The organism is Escherichia sp. WS1118, from assembly GCF_046487695.1.
Taxonomy (GTDB): domain Bacteria; phylum Pseudomonadota; class Gammaproteobacteria; order Enterobacterales; family Enterobacteriaceae; genus Escherichia; species Escherichia coli.
Genome location: NZ_JBJQIZ010000001.1, coordinates 45,583 through 62,423, shown reverse-complemented (window position 1 = coordinate 62,423; position 16,841 = coordinate 45,583). Strand labels below are relative to the sequence as shown.

15 protein-coding genes and 5 tRNA genes are annotated in these 16,841 nt (G+C 51.8%); 11 read left to right on the top strand and 9 right to left on the bottom strand.

From position 1 onward, the window contains the following. Positions 1–117 precede the first annotated feature (117 nt). The 11 genes from alaS to luxS all read left to right on the top strand — a co-directional run bounded on the left by alaS (position 118) and on the right by luxS (position 7,642). On the top strand, positions 118–2,748 hold the full coding sequence (gene alaS, locus ACJHYO_RS00355) for an alanine--tRNA ligase (protein ID WP_000047170.1): 2,631 nt from the start codon (positions 118–120) through the stop codon (positions 2,746–2,748). A 234-nt stretch (positions 2,749–2,982) separates the two neighbouring features. Then, positions 2,983–3,168, top strand: a complete 186-nt coding sequence (gene csrA, locus ACJHYO_RS00350) for a carbon storage regulator CsrA (protein WP_000906486.1) — start codon at positions 2,983–2,985, stop codon at positions 3,166–3,168. A gap of 315 nt (positions 3,169–3,483) precedes the next feature. Then, positions 3,484–3,576, top strand: a tRNA-Ser gene (locus ACJHYO_RS00345). Between the two features lie 3 nt (positions 3,577–3,579). Next, positions 3,580–3,656 (top strand) — tRNA-Arg (locus tag ACJHYO_RS00340). A 64-nt stretch (positions 3,657–3,720) separates the two neighbouring features. After that, positions 3,721–3,797, top strand: a tRNA-Arg gene (locus tag ACJHYO_RS00335). Positions 3,798–3,859: 62 nt separating this feature from the next. Beyond that, positions 3,860–3,936 (top strand) — tRNA-Arg (locus ACJHYO_RS00330). Positions 3,937–3,999: 63 nt separating this feature from the next. Beyond that, positions 4,000–4,076, top strand: a tRNA-Arg gene (locus tag ACJHYO_RS00325). A 280-nt stretch (positions 4,077–4,356) separates the two neighbouring features. Continuing rightward, positions 4,357–4,923, top strand: coding sequence for a fructose-1-phosphate/6-phosphogluconate phosphatase (gene yqaB / locus ACJHYO_RS00320; protein ID WP_410232391.1), 567 nt, complete (start codon positions 4,357–4,359; stop codon positions 4,921–4,923). After that, positions 4,920–5,348 (top strand): YqaA family protein, encoded by a 429-nt coding sequence (locus tag ACJHYO_RS00315; RefSeq protein WP_000005714.1) that lies wholly within the window; start codon positions 4,920–4,922, stop codon positions 5,346–5,348. The genes yqaB and ACJHYO_RS00315 overlap by 4 nt, the downstream gene beginning before the upstream one ends. A gap of 72 nt (positions 5,349–5,420) precedes the next feature. Next, the gene (gshA, locus tag ACJHYO_RS00310; protein WP_085455497.1) at positions 5,421–6,977 is read left to right on the top strand and encodes a glutamate--cysteine ligase; all 1,557 of its coding nucleotides are present in this window, start codon (positions 5,421–5,423) and stop codon (positions 6,975–6,977) included. Positions 6,978–7,126: 149 nt separating this feature from the next. Further along, complete coding sequence (luxS, locus tag ACJHYO_RS00305) at positions 7,127–7,642, top strand: S-ribosylhomocysteine lyase (protein ID WP_001130208.1); 516 nt, start codon at positions 7,127–7,129, stop codon at positions 7,640–7,642. A gap of 48 nt (positions 7,643–7,690) precedes the next feature. On the opposite strand, the gene ACJHYO_RS00300 is transcribed toward luxS, so the two are convergent. From ACJHYO_RS00300 to proX, 9 genes are all read right to left on the bottom strand, one after another. Beyond that, complete coding sequence (locus ACJHYO_RS00300; RefSeq protein ID WP_000638133.1) at positions 7,691–8,803, bottom strand: ATP-binding protein; 1,113 nt, start codon at positions 8,801–8,803, stop codon at positions 7,691–7,693. After that, positions 8,800–9,507 (bottom strand): RNA ligase family protein, encoded by a 708-nt coding sequence (locus ACJHYO_RS00295; protein ID WP_049595383.1) that lies wholly within the window; start codon positions 9,505–9,507, stop codon positions 8,800–8,802. Before ACJHYO_RS00295 ends, ACJHYO_RS00300 begins: the two co-directional genes overlap by 4 nt. Before the next feature lie 257 nt (positions 9,508–9,764). Beyond that, positions 9,765–11,303 carry a multidrug efflux MFS transporter permease subunit EmrB gene (gene emrB, locus ACJHYO_RS00290; RefSeq protein WP_001296316.1) on the bottom strand — a complete coding sequence of 513 codons (1,539 nt, stop codon included), beginning with the start codon at positions 11,301–11,303 and terminating at the stop codon, positions 9,765–9,767. A 16-nt stretch (positions 11,304–11,319) separates the two neighbouring features. Next, positions 11,320–12,492 carry a multidrug efflux MFS transporter periplasmic adaptor subunit EmrA gene (gene emrA, locus ACJHYO_RS00285; protein WP_001295175.1) on the bottom strand — a complete coding sequence of 391 codons (1,173 nt, stop codon included), beginning with the start codon at positions 12,490–12,492 and terminating at the stop codon, positions 11,320–11,322. A 126-nt stretch (positions 12,493–12,618) separates the two neighbouring features. Continuing rightward, positions 12,619–13,149: a multidrug efflux transporter EmrAB transcriptional repressor EmrR gene (gene emrR, locus ACJHYO_RS00280; RefSeq protein ID WP_085455496.1), complete on the bottom strand. Its 531-nt coding sequence runs from the start codon at positions 13,147–13,149 to the stop codon at positions 12,619–12,621. Between the two features lie 90 nt (positions 13,150–13,239). Further along, on the bottom strand, positions 13,240–13,575 hold the full coding sequence (gene ygaH / locus ACJHYO_RS00275; RefSeq protein ID WP_000119749.1) for an L-valine transporter subunit YgaH: 336 nt from the start codon (positions 13,573–13,575) through the stop codon (positions 13,240–13,242). Continuing rightward, a complete protein-coding gene (ygaZ, locus tag ACJHYO_RS00270) occupies positions 13,565–14,302 on the bottom strand; it encodes an L-valine exporter subunit YgaZ (RefSeq protein WP_000445658.1) in 738 nt (245 codons plus the stop codon). Before ygaZ ends, ygaH begins: the two co-directional genes overlap by 11 nt. A 123-nt stretch (positions 14,303–14,425) precedes the next feature. Further along, entirely contained in the window at positions 14,426–15,610 is a 1,185-nt protein-coding gene (locus tag ACJHYO_RS00265) for an MFS transporter (RefSeq protein ID WP_000165690.1), read from the bottom strand. Positions 15,611–15,801: 191 nt separating this feature from the next. Beyond that, positions 15,802–16,794 carry a glycine betaine/L-proline ABC transporter substrate-binding protein ProX gene (gene proX, locus ACJHYO_RS00260; RefSeq protein ID WP_001216530.1) on the bottom strand — a complete coding sequence of 331 codons (993 nt, stop codon included), beginning with the start codon at positions 16,792–16,794 and terminating at the stop codon, positions 15,802–15,804. Positions 16,795–16,841: the final 47 nt, after the last annotated feature.

The following is a 16,841-nucleotide window of genomic DNA, read 5'->3' as shown; positions in this document are numbered from 1 at the left end:
ATTTTACTTCCCAGTCAAGAAAACTTATCTTATTCCCACTTTTCAGTTACCAGCCGGGCGGTTAACGACACGCAACGGCTGGTAGCGATATTTCGTTAGCTTGATTTCAGGATAATTATGAGCAAGAGCACCGCTGAGATCCGTCAGGCGTTTCTCGACTTTTTCCATAGTAAGGGACATCAGGTAGTTGCCAGCAGCTCCCTGGTACCCCATAACGACCCAACTTTGTTGTTTACCAACGCCGGGATGAACCAGTTCAAGGATGTGTTCCTTGGGCTCGACAAGCGTAATTATTCCCGCGCTACCACTTCCCAACGCTGCGTGCGTGCGGGTGGTAAACACAACGACCTGGAAAACGTCGGTTACACCGCGCGTCATCATACCTTCTTCGAAATGCTGGGCAACTTCAGCTTCGGCGACTATTTCAAACACGATGCCATTCAGTTTGCATGGGAACTGCTGACCAGCGAAAAATGGTTTGCCCTGCCGAAAGAGCGTCTGTGGGTTACCGTCTATGAAAGCGACGACGAAGCCTACGAAATCTGGGAAAAAGAAGTAGGGATCCCGCGCGAACGTATTATTCGCATCGGCGATAACAAAGGTGCGCCATACGCATCTGACAACTTCTGGCAGATGGGTGACACTGGTCCGTGCGGCCCGTGCACCGAAATCTTCTACGATCACGGCGACCACATTTGGGGCGGCCCTCCGGGAAGTCCGGAAGAAGACGGCGACCGCTACATTGAGATCTGGAACATCGTCTTCATGCAGTTCAACCGCCAGGCCGATGGCACGATGGAACCGCTGCCGAAACCGTCTGTAGATACTGGTATGGGTCTGGAGCGTATTGCTGCGGTGCTGCAACACGTTAACTCTAACTATGACATCGACCTGTTCCGCACGCTGATCCAGGCGGTAGCGAAAGTCACTGGCGCAACCGATCTGAGCAATAAATCGCTGCGCGTAATCGCTGACCACATTCGTTCTTGTGCGTTCCTGATCGCGGATGGCGTAATGCCGTCCAACGAAAACCGTGGTTATGTACTGCGTCGTATCATTCGTCGCGCAGTGCGTCACGGCAATATGCTCGGCGCGAAAGAAACCTTCTTCTACAAACTGGTTGGTCCGCTGATCGACGTTATGGGCTCTGCGGGTGAAGACCTGAAACGCCAGCAGGCGCAGGTTGAGCAGGTGCTGAAGACTGAAGAAGAGCAGTTTGCCCGTACTCTGGAGCGCGGTCTGGCGCTGCTGGATGAAGAGCTGGCAAAACTTTCTGGTGATACGCTGGATGGTGAAACTGCTTTCCGCCTGTACGACACCTACGGCTTCCCGGTTGACCTGACGGCTGATGTTTGTCGTGAGCGCAACATCAAAGTTGACGAAGCTGGTTTTGAAGCAGCAATGGAAGAGCAGCGTCGTCGTGCGCGCGAAGCCAGCGGCTTTGGTGCCGATTACAACGCAATGATCCGTGTTGACAGTGCATCTGAATTTAAAGGCTATGACCATCTGGAACTGAACGGCAAAGTGACCGCGCTGTTTGTTGATGGTAAAGCGGTTGATGCCATCAATGCAGGCCAGGAAGCTGTGGTCGTGCTGGATCAAACGCCATTCTATGCGGAATCCGGCGGTCAGGTTGGTGATAAAGGCGAACTGAAAGGCGCTAACTTCTCCTTCGCGGTGGAAGATACGCAGAAATACGGCCAGGCGATTGGCCACATCGGTAAACTTGCTGCGGGTTCTCTGAAAGTGGGCGACGCTGTGCAGGCTGATGTTGATGAGGCTCGTCGCGCCCGTATTCGTCTGAATCACTCCGCAACGCACCTGATGCACGCTGCGCTGCGCCAGGTTCTGGGTACTCATGTATCGCAGAAAGGTTCACTGGTTAACGACAAAGTGCTGCGCTTCGACTTCTCACACAACGAAGCGATGAAACCAGAAGAGATTCGTGCGGTCGAAGACCTGGTGAACGCACAGATTCGCCGTAACTTGCCGATCGAAACCAACATCATGGATCTCGAAGCGGCGAAAGCGAAAGGTGCGATGGCGCTGTTTGGCGAGAAGTATGATGAGCGCGTACGCGTGCTGAGCATGGGCGATTTCTCCACCGAGCTGTGTGGCGGTACTCACGCCAGCCGCACTGGTGATATTGGTCTGTTCCGCATCATCTCTGAATCGGGTACTGCTGCAGGCGTTCGTCGTATCGAAGCGGTAACCGGAGAAGGCGCTATCGCCACCGTTCATGCAGACAGTGATCGCTTAAGCGAAGTCGCGCATCTGCTGAAAGGCGATAGCAATAATCTGGCTGATAAAGTGCGTTCAGTACTGGAACGTACGCGTCAGCTGGAAAAAGAGTTACAACAGCTTAAAGAACAAGCTGCCGCACAGGAGAGCGCAAATCTTTCCAGTAAGGCAATTGATGTTAATGGTGTTAAGCTGTTGGTTAGCGAGCTTAGCGGTGTTGAGCCGAAAATGTTGCGTACCATGGTTGACGATTTAAAAAATCAGCTGGGGTCGACAATTATCGTGCTGGCAACGGTAGCCGAAGGTAAGGTTTCTCTGATTGCAGGCGTATCTAAGGACGTCACAGATCGTGTGAAAGCAGGGGAACTGATTGGTATGGTCGCTCAGCAGGTGGGCGGCAAGGGTGGTGGACGTCCTGACATGGCGCAAGCCGGTGGTACGGATGCTGCGGCCTTACCTGCAGCGTTAGCCAGTGTGAAAGGCTGGGTCAGCGCGAAATTGCAATAATATAAGCGTCAGGCAATGCCGTGGACTCGCTTCACGGCATTCGCATTAACGCTATCGACAACGATAAAGTCAGGTTGAAGTTGTGTATATCGGCTAAACTTAGGTTTAACAGAATGTAATGCCATGACTGCTTAGATGTAATGTGTTTGTCATTGCTTACTTTTTGGCGTTATATGATGGATAATGCCGGGATACAGAGAGACCCGACTCTTTTAATCTTTCAAGGAGCAAAGAATGCTGATTCTGACTCGTCGAGTTGGTGAGACCCTCATGATTGGGGATGAGGTCACCGTGACAGTTTTAGGGGTAAAGGGCAACCAGGTACGTATTGGCGTAAATGCCCCGAAGGAAGTTTCTGTTCACCGTGAAGAGATCTACCAGCGTATCCAGGCTGAAAAATCCCAGCAGTCCAGTTACTAATCTTTCCGCGTCTCATCTTTATCGGTGAGACGCACCCTCAAAATTTCTCTTTCACTCCATTGTCTTTTCGCTTTATTCCCGTTCATTCAACTTAAGTCTCCATTTTTTTGCATTACTGCTATCTGTCAGACCTCCGTTTTTCTGTTGATAAAACACTCTTTTTGACGTTTTTACAGACTAATTGAGCGTGAAGTGTGCAAACGATAAAAGTGTGGGAAAAATTGTTTGACTTATAAGTCTCAGAAAGTAATATGTGCGCCACGCAGCGACGATGAGCGATAAACAAGTTCTTCGAAGCACTCGTAAGAGGCGTGTGGTGAGGTGGCCGAGAGGCTGAAGGCGCTCCCCTGCTAAGGGAGTATGCGGTCAAAAGCTGCATCCGGGGTTCGAATCCCCGCCTCACCGCCATTTGCATCCGTAGCTCAGCTGGATAGAGTACTCGGCTACGAACCGAGCGGTCGGAGGTTCGAATCCTCCCGGATGCACCATCTCTTACTTGATACGGCTTTAGTGGCGGTATCAAAAAATCTGCAGTAAAGTAAGTTTCCCGATGCATCCGTAGCTCAGCTGGATAGAGTACTCGGCTACGAACCGAGCGGTCGGAGGTTCGAATCCTCCCGGATGCACCATCTCTTACTTGATATGGCTTTAGTGGCGGTATCAATATCAGCAGTAAAATAAATTTCCCGATGCATCCGTAGCTCAGCTGGATAGAGTACTCGGCTACGAACCGAGCGGTCGGAGGTTCGAATCCTCCCGGATGCACCATCTCTTACTTGATATGGCTTTAGTAGCGATATCAATATCAGCAGTAAAATAAATTTTCCCGATGCATCCGTAGCTCAGCTGGATAGAGTACTCGGCTACGAACCGAGCGGTCGGAGGTTCGAATCCTCCCGGATGCACCATATTCTCCGTAACCTTCAGCAATGAAGGTATCGAAGAGGTAGCGGTATTAACCGCAGGCACCAGGGAGGATAACGTTGCGCCAGCAGCGGCCCGAAGGGCGAACGCCAGTGAGTCATCCTCCCGGATGCACCATATTCTCCAAAAAATTTCCTTCAAAAATATCTCATTTCTAAATAACTACTTTATCCATTTCCTGAATTTTCTTCTCCTTCTCCATCAGCGACAAAATCAAGCAATTACGCTAAAGTAGCGTCATATTTTTCTACTTGCGAGAAGACCATGTACGAGCGTTATGCAGGTTTAATTTTTGATATGGATGGCACCATCCTGGATACCGAGCCTACGCACCGTAAAGCGTGGCGCGAAGTATTAGGGCACTACGGTCTTCAGTACGATGTTCAGGCGATGATTGCGCTTAATGGCTCGCCCACCTGGCGTATTGCTCAGGCGATTATTGAGCTGAATCAGGCCGATCTCGACCCGCATGCGTTAGCGCGTGAAAAAACAGAAGCAGTAAGAAGTATGCTGCTGGATAGTGTCGAGCCGCTTCCTCTTGTTGAAGTGGTGAAAAGCTGGCATGGTCGTCGCCCAATGGCTGTAGGAACGGGGAGTGAAAGCGCCATCGCTGAGGCATTGCTGGCACACATGGGATTACGCCGTTATTTTGACGCCGTCGTCGCTGCCGATCACGTCAAACACCATAAACCCGCGCCAGACACATTTTTGTTGTGCGCGCAGCGTATGGGCGTGCAACCGACGCAGTGTGTGGTCTTTGAAGATGCCGATTTCGGTATTCAGGCGGCCCGTGCAGCAGGCATGGACGCCGTGGATGTTCGCTTGCTGTGAGTGAAGTGTTATCGCTTTTCTCGTTGTTTGCCAGTAGTTTTCTCAGCGCTACACTATTACCCGGCAACTCCGAAGTCGTGCTGGTGGCAATGTTGCTTTCCGGAGTGAGTCATCCCTGGGTTTTAGTTTTAACAGCAACAATGGGTAATAGCCTTGGAGGGTTAACTAACGTTATCCTTGGGCGTTTCTTTCCATTGCGTAAAACATCGCGCTGGCAAGAGAAAGCTACCGGCTGGCTGAAACGCTATGGTGCAGTCACGCTATTATTAAGCTGGATGCCCGTGGTTGGCGATTTACTGTGTCTGTTAGCGGGATGGATGCGCATCTCGTGGGGACCGGTAATCTTTTTTTTGTGCCTTGGTAAAGCGTTACGCTATGTTGCAGTTGCAGCAGCTACCGTTCAGGGCATGATGTGGTGGCACTAATTGTAGGCCTGCACATATGGTCACCATTACAGTTATGCTAATTAAAACGATTTTGACAGGCGGGAGGTCAATTTGATCCCGGACGTATCACAGGCGCTGGCCTGGCTGGAAAAACATCCTCAGGCGTTAAAGGGGATACAGCGTGGGCTGGAGCGCGAAACTTTGCGTGTTAATGCTGATGGCACACTGGCAACAACAGGTCATCCTGAAGCATTAGGTTCTGCACTGACCCATAAATGGATTACTACCGATTTTGCGGAAGCATTGCTGGAATTTATTACACCAGTGGATGGTGATATTGAACATATGCTGACCTTTATGCGCGATCTGCATCGCTATACGGCGCGCATTATGGGCGATGAGAGGATGTGGCCGTTAAGTATGCCATGCTACATCGCAGAAGGTCAGGACATCGAACTGGCACAGTACGGCACTTCTAACACCGGTCGCTTTAAAACGCTGTACCGTGAAGGGCTGAAAAATCGCTACGGCGCGCTGATGCAAACCATTTCCGGCGTGCACTATAATTTCTCTTTGCCAATGGCATTCTGGCAAGCGAAGTGCGGTGATATCTCGGGCGCTGATGCCAAAGAGAAAATTTCTGCGGGCTATTTCCGCGTTATCCGCAATTACTATCGTTTCGGTTGGGTCATTCCTTATCTGTTTGGTGCGTCTCCAGCGATTTGTTCTTCTTTCTTGCAAGGAAAACCAACGTCGCTGCCGTTTGAGAAAACCGAGTGCGGTATGTATTACCTGCCGTATGCGACCTCTCTTCGTTTGAGCGATCTTGGCTATACCAATAAATCGCAAAGCAATCTTGGTATCACCTTCAATGATCTCTACGAGTACGTGGCGGGCCTTAAACAGGCAATCAAAACGCCATCGGAAGAGTACGCGAAGATTGGTATTGAGAAAGACGGTAAGCGGCTGCAAATCAACAGCAACGTGCTGCAGATTGAAAACGAACTGTACGCGCCGATTCGTCCAAAACGCGTTACCCGCAGCGGCGAGTCGCCTTCTGATGCGCTGTTACGTGGCGGCATTGAATATATTGAAGTCCGCTCGCTGGACATCAACCCGTTCTCGCCGATTGGTGTAGATGAACAACAGGTGCGATTCCTCGACCTGTTTATGGTCTGGTGTGCGCTGGCTGATGCACCGGAAATGAGCAGTAGCGAACTTGCCTGTACACGCGTTAACTGGAACCGGGTGATCCTCGAAGGTCGCAAACCGGGCCTGACGCTGGGTATCGGCTGCGAAACTGCGCAGTTCCCGTTACCGCAGGTGGGTAAAGATCTGTTCCGCGATCTGAAACGCGTCGCGCAAACGCTGGATAGCATTAACGGCGGCGAAGCGTATCAGAAAGTGTGTGATGAACTGGTCGCCTGCTTCGATAATCCTGATCTGACTTTCTCTGCCCGTATCTTAAGGTCTATGATTGATACTGGTATTGGCGGAACAGGCAAAGCGTTTGCTGAAGCGTACCGTAATCTGCTGCGTGAAGAGCCGCTGGAAATTCTGCGCGAAGAGGATTTTGTCGCCGAGCGCGAGGCGTCTGAACGCCGTCAGCAGGAAATGGAAGCCGCTGATACCGAACCGTTTGCGGTGTGGCTGGAAAAGCACGCCTGACAGAAAAGAAAAAGGCCACTCGTGAGTGGCCAAAATTTCATCTCTGAATTCAGGGATGATGATAACAAATGCGCGTCTTTCATATACTCAGACTCGCCTGGGAACAAAGAGTTCAGAAAATTTTTAAAAAAATTACCGGAGGTGGCTAAATGCCGTTGTTAGATAGCTTCACAGTCGATCATACCCGGATGGAAGCGCCTGCAGTTCGGGTGGCAAAAACAATGAACACCCCGCATGGCGACGCAATCACCGTGTTCGATCTGCGCTTCTGCGTGCCGAACAAAGAAGTGATGCCAGAAAGAGGGATCCATACCCTGGAGCACCTGTTTGCTGGTTTTATGCGTAACCATCTTAACGGTAATGGCGTAGAGATTATCGATATCTCGCCAATGGGCTGCCGCACCGGTTTTTATATGAGTCTGATTGGTACGCCAGATGAGCAGCGTGTCGCTGATGCCTGGAAAGCGGCAATGGAAGACGTGCTGAAAGTGCAGGATCAGAATCAGATCCCGGAACTGAACGTCTACCAGTGTGGCACTTACCAGATGCACTCGTTGCAGGAAGCGCAGGATATTGCGCGTAACATTCTGGAACGTGACGTGCGCATCAACAGCAACGAAGAACTGGCGCTGCCGAAAGAGAAGTTGCAGGAACTGCACATTTAGTCAGTGGAACAAAAGAAGCCGGGCAGGTGACACCACCGCCCGGTTTTTTTACCTTTCAATCACCCGATACTCCACGCTATGTGCTTCATCAAGTTGAGGAACTTCCAGCCTTGAGGCCATCCGCATCATGACCGCTTCAGGAACTGCATACTCGCGTCTGGCATTTTGCTGCTTCCATTGCGCCCATGGCACTTCCAGATAAACGATTTTTACTCGTGCGCCGTAAGCCGTAAACAGACTGATGAGCTGGCTGCGTAGCTGGCGGGTAATGTTCGTTGCATTCCAGATGAACGGCTTTTTCTGGCGTAAAAAAACGCGCGCCTCTTCTTTTGCCTGTTGCACAATACGCCCGGTGGCGGTTTTGTCGTCCGGACTGGCATTGATTCGCCGCCGCATATCATCAAGGCTGATAACGTCCATTCCCTGGCACTGTTCATTGATATAGCGATCTTTGCCCATACCCGGTAAGCCACACAGCAAAATGACCTCAAAAGGTTCAGCCTCCCAGGGAACAAAATCAGGAGAACTTTGCTCATGGGTCAGGTAATGCCAGCGTGCGGAATCAGAAACGAACGGGCGCATTTTTCCCCAGCATTGTTGCTCATGGCAAAACAGCTCGAACAGATCGATGCGTTCCAGCATTGATTGCTGATCCGGGCTTTGGCGACCAAGCAGATCGGCACGAGCAAGCAAAGCGAGCAGACGCGTGTCGATGCGCATTGCAGCCGTGAGCAACAAACGCTCCGGTTCCGGGCGTTCCAGTAACCATAGCGGTAACCCATGCAGACGCACCAGTGCAACAATTTGCTCGCGCAGCACGAACGGCGTTGGGATATCGCGCCATAAAATTTGTCGGGCCGTCAGTTCGCCCCGACGAGCATGACCAGGAGACTGAATACGTCCGTTTTCCTGCACGGTAGTGCTGCGCTTTTCAACATCATGCAATAACGCCGCCGCCCATAAAACTTCCTGCTGTTGAGCGGGGAGTTGCTGGAATTCTGGCAGAGTAATAAGGGCGTTAAGCACCATTTCGGTATGTACGCCGACGTCGCCTTCACCATGATGCTCAGGGTCTTGTGGCGTGTGATGCATCTCCTCAACCCAGCTAAAACGCTGACGTAGCGCCGACCAGCGTTTATCGTCGGTAAGTTGCCAAATCATGACTGTTCTCCATAAACGAACTCATGGGCCATCCGCGCCCGTTGCCAGTGGCGTTTCCAGTGCACAGTGGTTTCGACATGATTTTTGCGCACATACTTGAAGACGTTATGCGAAAAGTCAGCGACAGAAAACGCATCATGATTTCGGCTGACAATGCCTTCCAGCGTACAGGGTTGACAGGTTTGCGTATCCCAGGGATCGAATGTGCCGCGCGCATTGGTCAGCGCCAGAAAATCACGTTGCCAGCTTTTTTCATCATTCCCCGACTGCGGGCCGGAGATTTCGGGAACGCAGGGGAAATCAAACAGAGCGGCGTAAAACTGCACCTCTTCCCAGCTCAGCCACATATCCTGGCAGCGAACGGCAAACAGGTAAAAGTCCTGTTCCAGCGCGCGGTATTCAATGGAATGAACGGCGTAGAGATTTTCACCAAACAACTCCAGGTCGCCGAGATCGTTTTTCAGCAGTTGCCAGCGTTGGCGAATTTTATAGGTCCATGCCGACTGCGTAGGCGTGGCATGGGAGCGGGCAAACACGCCGTAGCGGTTAAGGCAGTTATTTTCGCCATCGAGTTTTTCTGTGTGCACCAATTGCGTGATGGTCTGTAAATCCTGCCAGTAATCGGTGTTAATGCGGTCATCGCTGGTGGTGCCTGGAGAGAAGGGGTAATGCCAGGTTCTCCCGTATTTACGTTGGGTATTCATAATAATCCATTATTTTGTGTGTAATAAATGTACGCCCGCGAGGGTGCGAGTTTTGGGGTTAAAAGAAAAATGTGAGTATCACCCGCGAAAGCGAGGGCGAAGGAAAAAGAGAATTAACAACCTGAGCGAATGCTCAGAACCGGCTAATGGTGAATGGAAGAGTTTGGGGCGGCGAAAAGATACACCGAATGAGTGTATAAAACAACCGTTTGCAGAATGAGCAAATAAAAAGGGAGCCGCAGCTCCCTTTGGCAACCTTAGTGCGCACCACCTCCGCCGCCACCTGCGCCAAATGGCGGTTTAGCAAACCACACCAGCCCCAGCAGGACGAGGAATATCCCGGCTGACATCCAGAAGATCTCATTGGCAGAAATAATCAGCCCCTGATTGGTTATCTGCTGGGCAATCCAGCCTGATGCCTGCTGTTGCGTCATACCAAGCCCTTCCAGTTGACTGTACATCGCCTGAGCATTCGGGTTGAACGGGTTTACCGACTCAGTCAACTGTGCATGGTGCAGCGACTCGCGGTTGGTCCACATGGTCGTGGTTATCGACGTGCCGATAGACCCCGCCAGCGTTCGCGTAAAGTTGGAGAGGCTCGATGCCGCCGCCAGTCGTTCCGGTGGCAAACCGGACAGCGTAATGGTGGTCAGCGGCATAAAGAAGCAGGCCACCGCAAAACCCTGGATAAACTGTGGCCAGGCCGACGCGCCAAAATCCATACCCGGTTCAAAGGTATAGGCACGCCAGTAGAAGCAGACGGCATACATAATAAAGCTGAAGGTTACCAGTCGGCGCATATCCAGTTTATGCGCAAAGCGGCCGATAATCGGCGACAGGATCACCGGAATAATCCCTACCGGCGCAGAGGCCAGCCCTGCCCACGTCGCCGTGTAACCGTAGACCTCCTGCAACAACTGCGGCAGCAGAACAATCGCGCCGAAGTAGAGCATATACGCGAGGCTGATACACAAGCAGCCGATGGTGAAGTTGCGCGACTTAAACAACGACAGATCGACTATCGGGTTATCGTCGGTCAGCTCCCAGACAATCAGGAAGCAGATAGCCACCACCGCCACCACGGTGAGGATGATAATTTCCTGTGATGAGAACCAGTCCAGCTCTTTACCGCGGTCGAGCATAATCTGCAGGCTGCCGATACCAATAACCAGCAGTGCCAGCCCCACGGCATCAATCCGCCGCCGTTCGGTGCGGGTTTCACGTCCGCGCAGAGTTTGCAGTGTCATCAACACCACCGCCACGCCAATCGGCACGTTGATGAAGAATATCCAGCCCCAGTGGTAATTATCACTGATATAACCGCCGAGGATCGGGCCGCAAATTGGCGCAACAATCACCGTCATCGACCACAACGCCAGCGCGATCGAGCGTTTGGCTGGCGGGTAGTTATTCAGCAATAGACTTTGCGAAAGCGGGATCAGCGGCCCGGCGACAATCCCCTGAATCACGCGGAAGAAGATCAGCATATTCAGGCTGCTGGAGACACCACACGCCCACGACGCAATAGCAAAGGCGATGGTTGACCAGAGGAACAATTTCACTTCCCCGACGCGCTTTGCCAGCCAGCCGGTAAGCGGGATCGAGATGGCATTCGCCACCCCGAAAGAAGTGATCACCCACGTTCCCTGACTGAGTGATGAGCCCAGATTCCCGGCGATAGTGGGGATCGCCACGTTAGCAATGGTGGAGTCCAGCACCTGCATGAATGTCGCCAGTGACAGCGCAATCGTCATAATGACCAGTTGTGCGCCTTCCAGCGGTTTTTGCTGTTGCATCACACGCACCTCTGGATTAGCCAGCGTTAGCTTTTACGATATCGTCGATCAGTTTATTGACAGGTGCCAGGCTGATTTCACGCGCGGTGCTTACCGCGACCGGTGTGGAACGTACTTTATTTGCCAGTACCTGACCGTCACGGTTAGTGGTATTGACACTCACCAGCGTGGATAAACCGATACGCAGCGGGTATTGCTCCAGCTGTTTCTGGTCCAGTTCAATACGCACAGGCAGACGCTGAACGACTTTGATCCAGTTACCGGTGGCGTTTTGCGCCGGAAGCAGTGAGAACGCGCTACCTGTGCCCATATCCAGACCAACCACTTTACCGGTGTATTTCACATCATCGCCGTAAATATCGGTGGTGATGGTGACCGGCTGACCGATACGCATATTGGCAATCTGCGTCTCTTTAAAGTTGGCATCCACCCACATATTGGTGGCTGGAACGACCGCCATCAGCGGCGTCGTTGGGCTAATTTGCGCCCCAGGCTGTACCGCGCGGCGGGAGACATAACCGGTCATCGGACTGACAATACGGGTACGCTCCAGCGCCAGCCAGGCGTTACGTACTTCGGTGGCAGCCTGTTGTACGGCAGGCTGATCTTCCAGTTTCGTCCCCAGAATCATCGCCTGATTGGCATTGTATTGTTGAATAGCGACGTCCAGTTGCGCCTGGGCACTGGTGACGGCGTCGCGGGCGTGTTGCAGCTCTTCGCGACCAATCAGGTTGGCATTGCCCAGCGGCACACGGCGGTTGTAGTCGCTTTGTGCTTTCGCGAGGGCGATTTTTTGCACCTCAATATTCGCCTGCAACTGTTTGCTGTTAATCATCAGCTGGTGGGTTTGGCGAACGCTGGAAGCCAGTGCAGTTTTGGCTTTTTCAAATGCCTGGCGAGCATCTGTCGGGTCGAGAGTGACCAGCACGTCGCCTTCTTTTACAAAATCGGTGTTATCGGCCCAGACTTTCGTCACGCTGCCAGACACCTGAGACATAATTTGAATCTGATTCCCTGCCACGTATGCGTCATCGGTTTCTTCGAAATGACGCAGTACCAAAAACCAATAAATCCCTATCGCTACGGCAATAATTATAAAGAGCAAGGTGAGAAGGAGGAGCAGACGCTTACGTTTGCCGCTCTTCTTTACCGGTTGCTGCGGGGTTTGAGTCTCCGCATTTGCGCTCATATTGTTCTCCACGATCTTCTTAACTCATCGGCTGAGCCGACCTGCTTGCCAAAAAGGCCAGCATGTTGCGATGCTGGCCGGTTATTTTTTCTTTTATAAATCTGGATTTTTGAGCGAGATGACGCGTTAGCTCATCGCTTCGAGAACCACACCGTCCTGTTCCATCTGGTCGAGACGGGAGAGCAATTTGCGGGTGATTTGCTCGAGCTGGTCTTTTTCTGTTGTGCTGAGCGCGGACCAGAGTTGATGCAGGCAGTTATGCTGCGGCGGTAGAACCTCGTGCAAAAACTCGTGACCTTTTTCCGTTAATTGCAGATGCAGGCAGCGGCGATCGTTATCGCTTTCACGACGTTCGATCCAACCGCGTTTTTCCAGTTCATCGGCAATACGCGTCGCGTTGGTACGGGATGATCCAAGAGCACAACTCAATTCAGAAGGCTGAATACTGTGGTTTTCCTGAGACTCCAGCGTAATCAACGCCATAAACAACGTCTCGTTAATCCCCTGAGCCTTCAGCATTTTATTGCGGTTTTCCAGCAGCTTGCTTTGCATATGCATGCAAAGACGGGTCAGAAGGATCTCCTGATAAGGAAAATCTTCGTGGCGGCTGGCGCGAAATTTTAGCATTTGTTCAATGGGCGTAAACGAACTATCCATTTGGGTATGACCTCATTAATTTCAGCCGATATAGTAACGACAGTGACAAATAAAGTAAATGTATTGTTTTAGAAAAATGATTCTTGTGGGTTATATAATCGCCATCACTTTCCAGGCTAGCCCATAGGCCAGCGCACTAAGCAGTGTTGGGATGATAATGCTGCGTGTTTTATAGAAACTGGCACCCAGTACCGCGAAGCCGACCAGTGTGGGCACGAAACGGCGTGTATCGTGCATCACTTCTGGTGCGGTAGAGACAACCAGCAGAGCGCATATCGAGGCGATGCCAATGGTGTCGAGCAAAATACCTACCGCGCCACGTTTGGTTGGGCGGGCATTACCCACACGCAGGCGCAGCGGCAGATAGCGGAAGCAATAATTCGCCGCGCCAACCAGTAACCCAAGCAGCAGAACCTCATAGCTCATCGGGCGCTCCTTGCCAGAATGCCTGGATTAACGCAGTGAGGCAGCCACAGACAATGCCTGCCAGAATGGCGACGGGAATAGAAAATAGCGTTACGCCTGCAAGGGCACCAACTAACGCTGCGGTAACGCAAAGAGATTGTTTGCGCTGGAAAGAGGCGAGCAGGAAACTCATAAAGAGTGCCGGAAGCATAAAACCTAATGCTGCTTCAACGGCGGGATAACCTTGCAGCAAGCCGCTGCCGGAGAATGCCCCTATTACCGTACCAAATACCCACGATGACCATGAACTGAAGGCAATGCCGATCATCCAGTTTTCGCTCCAGCGGCGATTATTGCGTACCAGTTTTGCGGTTGCGGCGGCAAAAACCTCATCCGTCAGGCCAAACGCCCACAGGGCGGTTTTCGATTTTTGCAGACGCTGAATAATACGGCTACGCAGTGACGGGCCATACAAAACATGGCGAACATCCATTGCCATGACGGTCAGTGCAGCAACCCACAAACTACTCCCGGCTGCCAGCATCGCGGTAATGACGAACTGGCTCGCGCCTGCATAAATGATGCAGGAGAAAAAAACGCTTTCGAGAGGAGAGAATCCCAGACGGGTCGCATTCAGACCGAACGCAAAGGCCACCGGAATATAACTAATAACAATCGGTAAACTGTCTTTGCATCCTTCCATGAAGGTCGCCGAACCAGGAGCAGGCTGTGGAGTAGGGCTTTCCATAGAGTGTACGCTTAACGATTGTTAATATTATAAATAGACTGAATGAATATCTTAACCTTATCAGACTGATGGGCTTCTTAACACCCTTATAAGTGTAAAGCCACGAAAACGGTTGCTGATTGCTTAATTTGCGGCTTCCTGACGATGAAAACCTCGCCACCAGACCAGTAAGTTAACCAGGGCAATCGTCGCGCCAGCCAGACACACTCCAGCCCAACCGCCATGTTGCCAGGCTGAGGCTGAAATTAGCGAACCAGCGGCACCGCCAATAAAGTAGCTGGTCATGTAACCTGCGGTCAGGCGATTACGCGCATCAGGGTGTATTCGATAAATTACCGTCTGGTTAGTGATATGCACGCCCTGCACGGTGAGGTCCAGCACCAGGATGCCGATAATCAGCGCCAGTACGGAAGTGTGACCAAACCAGATTGCCAGCCATGAAAGTAACAGCAGCAGCAGACCGAAAGTTGTGGTGTGGTGCGATTTGCCCTTATCGGCAAAACCGCCCGCCGGACGAGCGCCCAACGCTCCGGCAGCTCCCGCAAGCCCAAACAGACCAATTACACCATCGCTGTAGTTAAAAGGTGGAGCGGCAAGCAAAAAGGCCATTGAGGTCCAGAGAATGCTGAAGTTGGCAAAGGTCAGGCAGCCCAGCAACGCGCGGGTGCGCAGGATCTTATTGCTGATAAACATGCTGAAAACGGAACCCAACAACTGTGGGTAGTTGAGGTGGGTTTCTGATTTCATTTGTGGCAGACCACGCCATAATGCCAGCGCCATCAGTGCCATTAACATCGAAGCAACCCAAAAGACGGTGCGCCAGCCGCCGAGATTCGCCAGCAATCCGGCAACGGTCCGTGCGAGTAAGATCCCCAATAGCAGACCGCTCATAATGGTGCCAACCACTTTGCCGCGTTTGTCCGGTGAAGCCAGCGTCGCTGCCAGTGGAACCAGAATTTGTGCCACGACTGAAAATAAACCGGTTAATGCTGTACCGAGGATCATCATCGCCAGCGACTGACTGCTGGCAGTGATTAACATGCCGCCTGCTGCCAGTAAGGTCATCGAGACAATCAGGCGGCGGCGTTCAAACATATCACCGAGGGGAACAAGAAACAGCAGACCTGCGGCATAGCCCAACTGCGCGGCGGTAACAATAAAGCCTGCCGAACTGGCGGAAAGGGAAAAGTTACGCGCGATGGTGTCGAGCAATGGCTGGGCGTAATAGTTACTGGCTACCGCCAGACCGGTGGCGATAGACATCAGCACGATCAGCGCCGGGCTAAGCTCATGATTAGGTTTAGTCATTATTTTTGTTCATCAGGTGATGATTAAGCTGGAAATCAATAATAGCGGATGTTGATGAATATGGGATGAAAGATAGATTGTTGAAATGTGCGGTGTGGTTTGTAGGTATGATAAGACGCGCCAGCGTCGCATCAGGCATTGTGTACAGAGCGGCGGATGAGGCAAAAACGCCTTATCCGCCCGAATAAAAATTACTTCTGCGCTGCCAGCGCTTCATTCACCCAGCCATCGAACTGCTGCTGGTGGGCTTTGATCCAACCATCAACGTGGCCCTGAATATCGTCTTCTGAGGCTTTGCCGTCATGCATGATGGCGTTCTGGGCGTTAATATCAGCCACTGGTAACTGCATAATGGCAAACAGTTTCGCTGCTGCCGGGTTTTTCTCGGCCCAGGCTTTGTTGGCAACGATATGCATGGTACTGACCGGGAAGCCGTAATTCGCGCCATTCGGCAGTTTGGTATCGGCATTTTTATCGCCCGGCAGTGCGGAGAACGGCACCTGCAACCAGACCACATCTTTCCCCGGTTTCAGTTCGTTACTCACCCAGTACGGCGTCCAGGTGTAGTAAAACACCGGCTTACCCTCTTTGTAACGACTGATGGTGTCAGCCATCATCGCTGCGTAGTTCCCCTGATTATGCGTCACGGTATTGGTCAGTCCATACGCGGCAAGCTGGTGGTTGATCGCACCTTCGCAGCCCCAGCCTGGGTTACAGCCGGTTAAATCCGCTTTACCGTCGCCGTTGGTATCGAACAGTTTGGCGATCTTCGGATCTTTAAGTTGCGCGATGTTGGTAATTTTATACTGGTCGGCAGTTTTCTTATCGATCAGGTAACCCTGTGCCGCGCCGTTAACAAATACTCCTTCACGATAAAATTTCTTATCGCCACCGGCAGCTTCGTACATGTTGTCATGCAGTGGCGTCCAGTTCACTGCGGTGAAGGTTGCATCGCCGGAAGCAAGTGAGGTGTAGCCAACGTTGTAATCCACTTCGCTGGGTTTATTGACGGTATAACCTAATTTCTCCAGCGCACGACTGACCAGCAGTGTCTGGAAGGTTTCTTCGGTGATGGTGCTTTGAACTGGATTAACAGTAATGCCTTTGCCCGGCAGGTCGGCAGCAAAAGTTTGTGTAGAGATAAGCGTGGCAAACGCTGTCGCAAAAAGTACGCTATGTCGCATTGTTATTCCTTTTTTTGGCAGGGTGATATGCCCGGCGTCACCGGGCA

Coding starts and splice junctions, on each gene's coding strand:
- ACJHYO_RS00300 (WP_000638133.1), bottom strand. CDS start 8,803: ATGATTTGGCAACTTACCGACGATAAACGCTGGTCGGCGCTACGTCAG.
- ACJHYO_RS00265 (WP_000165690.1), bottom strand. CDS start 15,610: ATGACTAAACCTAATCATGAGCTTAGCCCGGCGCTGATCGTGCTGATG.
- emrR (WP_085455496.1), bottom strand. CDS start 13,149: ATGGATAGTTCGTTTACGCCCATTGAACAAATGCTAAAATTTCGCGCC.
- ygaH (WP_000119749.1), bottom strand. CDS start 13,575: ATGAGCTATGAGGTTCTGCTGCTTGGGTTACTGGTTGGCGCGGCGAAT.
- emrA (WP_001295175.1), bottom strand. CDS start 12,492: ATGAGCGCAAATGCGGAGACTCAAACCCCGCAGCAACCGGTAAAGAAG.
- luxS (WP_001130208.1), top strand. CDS start 7,127: ATGCCGTTGTTAGATAGCTTCACAGTCGATCATACCCGGATGGAAGCG.
- emrB (WP_001296316.1), bottom strand. CDS start 11,303: ATGCAACAGCAAAAACCGCTGGAAGGCGCACAACTGGTCATTATGACG.
- ygaZ (WP_000445658.1), bottom strand. CDS start 14,302: ATGGAAAGCCCTACTCCACAGCCTGCTCCTGGTTCGGCGACCTTCATG.
- yqaB (WP_410232391.1), top strand. CDS start 4,357: ATGTACGAGCGTTATGCAGGTTTAATTTTTGATATGGATGGCACCATC.
- ACJHYO_RS00295 (WP_049595383.1), bottom strand. CDS start 9,507: ATGAATACCCAACGTAAATACGGGAGAACCTGGCATTACCCCTTCTCT.
- csrA (WP_000906486.1), top strand. CDS start 2,983: ATGCTGATTCTGACTCGTCGAGTTGGTGAGACCCTCATGATTGGGGAT.
- proX (WP_001216530.1), bottom strand. CDS start 16,794: ATGCGACATAGCGTACTTTTTGCGACAGCGTTTGCCACGCTTATCTCT.
- alaS (WP_000047170.1), top strand. CDS start 118: ATGAGCAAGAGCACCGCTGAGATCCGTCAGGCGTTTCTCGACTTTTTC.